The sequence below is a fragment of the Phenylobacterium sp. genome, from assembly GCF_036963605.1.
Lineage (GTDB): Bacteria > Pseudomonadota > Alphaproteobacteria > Caulobacterales > Caulobacteraceae > Phenylobacterium.
In genome coordinates this window covers 1-5,412 of the sequence record NZ_JBALUY010000048.1, presented here as the reverse complement: position 1 = coordinate 5,412, position 5,412 = coordinate 1, and the positions used below count along the sequence as shown (strand labels likewise).

At 69.0% G+C, this 5,412-nt stretch carries 6 protein-coding genes; 5 read left to right on the top strand and 1 reads right to left on the bottom strand.

Annotated elements, in window-relative coordinates; all coding sequences use genetic code 11:
- On the top strand, positions 1-857 hold an 857-nt coding region (locus V7702_RS10515), incomplete at its 5' end, for an acetolactate synthase large subunit (protein ID WP_335650065.1).
- An 80-nt stretch (positions 858-937) separates the two neighbouring features.
- Here V7702_RS10515 and V7702_RS10510 read toward each other — a convergent pair.
- Positions 938-2,272, bottom strand: coding sequence for a hypothetical protein (locus V7702_RS10510; protein WP_335650064.1), 1,335 nt, complete (start codon positions 2,270-2,272; stop codon positions 938-940).
- Positions 2,273-2,581: 309 nt separating this feature from the next.
- On the opposite strand from V7702_RS10510, the gene V7702_RS10505 reads away from it, so the two are divergent.
- The 4 genes from V7702_RS10505 to V7702_RS10490 all read left to right on the top strand — a co-directional run.
- On the top strand, positions 2,582-3,364 hold the full coding sequence (locus tag V7702_RS10505) for an enoyl-CoA hydratase-related protein (protein WP_335650063.1): 783 nt from the start codon (positions 2,582-2,584) through the stop codon (positions 3,362-3,364).
- Positions 3,361-4,311, top strand: a complete 951-nt coding sequence (locus V7702_RS10500) for an oxidoreductase (RefSeq protein ID WP_335650062.1) — start codon at positions 3,361-3,363, stop codon at positions 4,309-4,311. The genes V7702_RS10505 and V7702_RS10500 overlap by 4 nt, the downstream gene beginning before the upstream one ends.
- Positions 4,308-5,165 carry an SDR family oxidoreductase gene (locus V7702_RS10495; protein ID WP_335650061.1) on the top strand — a complete coding sequence of 286 codons (858 nt, stop codon included), beginning with the start codon at positions 4,308-4,310 and terminating at the stop codon, positions 5,163-5,165. The genes V7702_RS10500 and V7702_RS10495 overlap by 4 nt, the downstream gene beginning before the upstream one ends.
- Before the next feature lie 12 nt (positions 5,166-5,177).
- Positions 5,178-5,412 (top strand): hypothetical protein (locus V7702_RS10490; RefSeq protein ID WP_335650060.1); only part of this gene is annotated, 235 nt, incomplete at its 3' end.

Genomic DNA, 5,412 nt, shown 5'->3' with positions numbered 1-5,412 from the left:
ACACCTTCGTCGCGCGGCAGGGCCGCGGCGCCGGCCTCTTCCAACCGGGGCGCATGCAGTATTTCGGCGAGGCGGCCCTGGCCGACCTGGACGGGACCGACCTGATGCTGCTGGCCGGCACCACCCAGCCGGTGGCCTTTTTCGCCTATCCTGACCGGCCGAGCCTGCTGGTGCCCGAGGGGTGCGAGCTGATGACCCTGGCGACCCGGAGCGAGGACGCCGCAGCTGGCCTGCGCGCCCTGGCCGACGCCCTGGGCGCTCCGGCCTCTGGCCCGGTCCAGCCCCTCAAGCGGCCGGAGGCTGCGCCAACGGGGCCGATGACGCCGCAGGCCGCCGGCGCCTCCATCGCCCGCCACCTGCCGGAGGGCGCGATCATCTGCGACGACTCGGTGACCTCGGGCGGCGCCGTGGCCAGCCAGACCGGCACGGCGGCGCCGCACGAGGTGCTGGCGCTCACTGGCGGGGCCATCGGTCAGGCCATCCCGCTGTCGATCGGCGCGGCCGTGGCCTGTCCTGACCGCAAGGTGCTGTCGCTGAACGGCGACGGGGCGGCCATGTACACCGTCCAGGGGCTGTGGACGATCGCCCGGGAAAATCTCGACGTCACCGTGGTGGTCTTCGCCAACCACGCCTACCGGATTCTCAATATCGAGCTGGGACGCACGGGGGCGGGCGAGGCTGGCCCCTCGGCCTCGCGGTTGCTGGACCTGGGCGATCCGCGCATCGACTGGGTGGACATGGCCAAGGCGCTCGGCCTGCCGGCCGTCCGTTGCGAAACCGCGGAGTCCTTCGAGACCGCCTTCGCCGGCGCCATGCGCAACAAGGGGCCGATGTTCATCGAGGCGGCCATCGCCTGAGCTGGCTTTAAGCGGCGCGCAAAGCAAAGGGCCCGCGGCTTGCGCCGCGGGCCCTTCTTCGTGACGTCTGATCCGAAGGATCAGGTGTTGCCGGGCAGCTTGCAGCCGCCGGCGATCCCCTTGGCGAAGGCGCAGCCCAGGGCGTCGGAGGAGACGATCGGGTTCTGCTTGTACTCGATCATGTAGCCGGCCAGGCCGTCGGCGCAGGCCACTTCGATATAGGCCGAGCCGTCCGAGGTCTTGCCGACCAGGCGCTGACCCGACACTTCGCAGCTGTCGCGGCCGTGCTTCTTCAGGTCGGCGGTCAGGGCCGGATAGGCGGCCGAGTCTTCGTTCAGACCGCAGCGATAGCCGGCGATCGGCGCATAGGCGCAGTTGTAGACGGTGGCCTTGCCGCCGGCTTCGAACACGCCGACGCCGCCGGGCTTGCCGCCCTTGCAGACCAGCTCAACCACGTCCTTGCCGCCCGAAGCCGGGAAGATCGCATACTTGTCGACTTCGCAGTCGAAGCCCGCGCCTTGCGCCAGACGGGTGTAGAGAGCCGCCTGCTCGGTGGCCGCCTCACGAGCGTCGGTCAGGGTGCAGCCGCCCAGGATGCCCAGAGCGCGGGCGCAGTCCCAGGACTCGGCCAGCTGGCCGGTGTTGGCCACCTTGTAGATGTAGCCTTTGCCGTCTTCGCAGGCGGCTTCGAAATAGTTGGAGCCGTCGGTGGTGGCGCCGACGAAGCGGCGCTCGGTGACGGCGCAGCTCTTGGCGTCACTGGCAGCCATCTGATCGACCACCCGCAGGCGGGCCGCGGCGTCGCCCAGCTCGCAGCTGATATTGGTCGAGGCCTGATCGTAGATCAGGCAGTTGGTGGCGTCGACGGTGGTGTCGGCGGTGGCCGGATAGCCGGTGTTCAGGATGTAGCCGGTGACGCCGTCATCGCAGGCGATCTCGAAGAAGGTGTTGGTGGCGCTGCGGCCGATGGCGCGGCTGTCGGCCACGGTGCAGGCGACGCCGTCCTTGGCGGCCAGCTTGGCCAGCTCGGCGCCGGGGTTCTGGTTGCCGGGCAGCTGGCACGCCAGGGCCGAGGGCTTGCCGTCCTCGGTCGGGGCGCTGGCCTCGAGGCAGGTGAACAGGTTGGTGGCGCCGCCGGACACGGCTTCCATCACAAAGCCCATGCCGTCCTGGCAATCGACTTCGTAGTAGGAGGTCGAGGTCTTGGCCTTGCGATCCTCATTCTTGCCGACCAGACGGGCGTCGACGATCTGGCAGTTCAGACCGGCGGCCTGGGCCAGGGCGGGGGCCTCGGCCATGCCTTGGGTCCGAGCCTTCTCGGTGACGCCGGCGTCGCGGGACTGCGACATCACTGCGGCCGGCGCCAGGGCGACCACGGCCAGGGCTGCGGCGAGCCCAATTGTCATACGCCTCATGATTACTTCATCTCCTGGGGGTGGTTCCTCTGCGCGGAGATAAGCCTCCGCGAACCAGTGGGGTCAAGGTCGAGTCTTCCGCAGCGGAACTGGAAGAACGCCGAGATCTTGGGTCAAAACGTGGTCAAGCTTCGGGCGAGGTGCGGGATGTCGTCCTCGTCTTCATTCATGATCCTGGCTGGGCGGACATGAACAGGGGCTGACGCAGGGCGATGCGACGAACCGCGACGCCCTGTTCAGAACAACGTCGACGGGTCCGGCCTCAGGGCCTAGAATTTACGAAGTAAGACCAATCGAGAGGACCCTCACATGAGCCATGTGATCGCGCAGACGTCCGACGGGGTCCTGACCCTGACCCTCAATCGCCCGGAAAAGAAGAACGCCCTGACCCGGGACATGTACCAGGCCCTGGGCGACGCCATCGACGGGGCGGAGTTCGACAAGGATGTCCGCTGCGTTCTGATCCAGGCCGAGGGCGACATGTTCACCGCCGGCAACGACCTCTCAGACTTCGCCGCGGTCAACGCCGGTGAGGCGCCGGCCAATGAGGCCCGCCGCGGCGGCAATCCGCTGCTGGCGGCGCTCGCCCGGGCCAAGACGCCGCTGGTGGCCGCGGTCAACGGCCGCGCCGTGGGGGTCGGCGTAACCATGCTGCTGCATTGCGACCTCGTCTATCTGAGCGAGGACTCGGTGCTGACCACGCCGTTCGTGAACCTCGCCCTGGTGCCGGAGGCGGCCTCCAGCCTGACCCTGCCGAGCCGCATCGGCCACGCCCGGGCCTTCTCCATGTTCGTGCTTGGCGAGGCGGTGGACGCCCAGAAGGCCCTGGCCTGGGGCATCGCCAACGAGGTCCTGCCCCGCGCCGAGCTGCGCGCCCGGGCCCGCGCCGCTGCCCTGGCGGTGGCTGCGCGGCCGCCAGCGGCGGTGACCATCACCAAGGCCCTGATGCGCGATCCCGTCGCCCTGGCCGAGCGGATGGATCAGGAGGGCCGCCACTTCTCCGACCAGCTCAAGTCGCCGGAGGCCAAGGAGGCCTTCGCAGCCTTCGCCGAAAAGCGGGCGCCCGACTTCGCCAAGGTCGGCGGCCGGTGAGGTTCGGCGCCTTCACCCCGGCCCGCATCGTGGCCGGCGAGCACGACCTGAACGGCCGCAACATCATCGTCACCGGCGGCGCCAGCGGCATCGGCCTGGAGACGGCCCGGGCCCTGGCCGGCGCCGGGGCCGACGTCATGCTGGCGGTGCGCGACCGCTCGGCCGGCGAGCGGGCTGCGGTCCAGATCAATGAGAGCATCGGCGCCGACAAGGTGGTGGCCGGCACCCTCGACCTGGCCAGCCTGTCCTCGGTCAGTTCCTTCGTCGACGCCTGGGGGGACCAGCCCCTGGACGTGCTGATCAACAATGCCGGCGTCATGGCCTGCCCGCAAAGCTACACCTCCGACGAGCTGGAGATGCAGATCGGGGTCAACCACTTCGGCCACTTCCTGCTCAGCATCGGCCTGGCCCGGGCCCTGATGAACGCCGCCGAGGAAGACCGCGCCGCACGGGTGGTCAGCCTGTCGTCCATCGGCCATCGCCGCAGCCCGATCCATTTCGACGACATCCACTACCGCAATCGCCCCTACGACAAGTGGGAGGCCTATGGGCAGTCCAAGACGGCCAATGCGCTCTTCGCTGTGGCCTTTGACGAACGCTTCGCCGAGCACGGCATCAACGCCAACGCCGTCATGCCCGGCGGCATCATGACCCCGCTGCAGCGCCACCTCTCCCATGAGGAGATGGCGGCCATGGGCTGGCTGGATGAGGAGGGCAAGCCCGTCGAGGGCTTCAAGACCCCGGAACAGGGCGCCTCCACCAGCGTCTGGGCCGCCGTGGCCGACGAGCTGGAAGGGGAGGGCGGCCTCTATCTGGAGGACTGCTCGGTGGCCATGCCCTGGACCAAGGACAAGCCCAGTCACGGCGTGATGGACCACGCCCTGGATCCCGAAGCCGCCGAACGGCTGTGGATCCTGTCGGAAGAAACCGTGGGAGCGACCCTATGAGCCTGCAAGGCAAGACCCTGTTCGTCACCGGCGCCAGCCGCGGCATCGGCCTGGCCATCGCGCTGCGCGCCGCCCGGGACGGCGCCAATGTCGCCATCGCGGCCAAGACGGCAGAAGCCCACAAGCACCTGCCCGGCACCATCTATTCGGCCGCCGAGGAGATCGAGAAGGCCGGCGGCAAGGCCCTGCCGCTGATCGTCGACGTCCGCGACGAGGCCAATGTGATGGACGCCGTCGAGCAGGCGGCCGCCAGGTTCGGCGGCATCGATATCTGCGTGAACAACGCCTCGGCCATCCAGCTGACCGGCACGTTGGCCACCGACATGAAGCGCTACGACCTGATGAACCAGGTCAATGCGCGGGGGACCTACCTCACCTCCAAGGCCTGCATTCCGCACCTGAAGCGCAGCGCCAATCCCCACGTCCTGATGCTGTCGCCGCCGCTCGACATGAACCCGCGCTGGTTCAAGGGCCATGTGGCCTACACCATGGCCAAGTTCGGCATGAGCATGTGCGTGCTGGGCATGGCCGAGGAGTTCCGCGAGGACGGGATCGCCTTCAACGCGCTCTGGCCCCGGACCGGCATCGCGACGGCCGCCATCCAGTTCGCCCTGGCCGGCGAGGAAGGCATGAAGAGCTGCCGCACCACCGACATCATGGCCGATGCGGCCTACGCCATCTTCAACAAGCCCGCCCGGGACTTCACCGGCAACTTCCTGATCGACGACACCTTCCTCTATGGCGAGGGCGAACGGGACTTCGACAAGTACCGGGTCGATCCCACCGCCCCCCTGATGCCGGACTTCTTCGTGCCGGAGGACTCGGTCCCGCCGCCGGGGGTGAAGATCGGCTAGGGCGGCAGGGCCATGAGCGCGCCGCCGGTGACCGTGCTGCAGGCGAGCCCGGAAGAGGCTGCCGCGATCCGGAACGCTGTGCGGGCGGCGAGCGACCGGGTGCTGGCCGGGCCTGCGCATGTGGACGGGCTGCTCACCCTGCTGTCCGATCCTCGTGTGTCGGACCCGATCTATGACCTGCCGCGGCCCTTCACCCGGGAGTCGATCGCCGCATGGGTTCAGGACAGCCGGGCGGCGCATGAGCGGG

Bases quoted from the DNA above. Each gene is read 5' to 3' on its own strand.
- V7702_RS10510 (WP_335650064.1), bottom strand. From the start codon at position 2,272: ATGAGGCGTATGACAATTGGGCTCGCCGCAGCCCTGGCCGTGGTCGCC.
- V7702_RS10505 (WP_335650063.1), top strand. From the start codon at position 2,582: ATGAGCCATGTGATCGCGCAGACGTCCGACGGGGTCCTGACCCTGACC.
- V7702_RS10495 (WP_335650061.1), top strand. From the start codon at position 4,308: ATGAGCCTGCAAGGCAAGACCCTGTTCGTCACCGGCGCCAGCCGCGGC.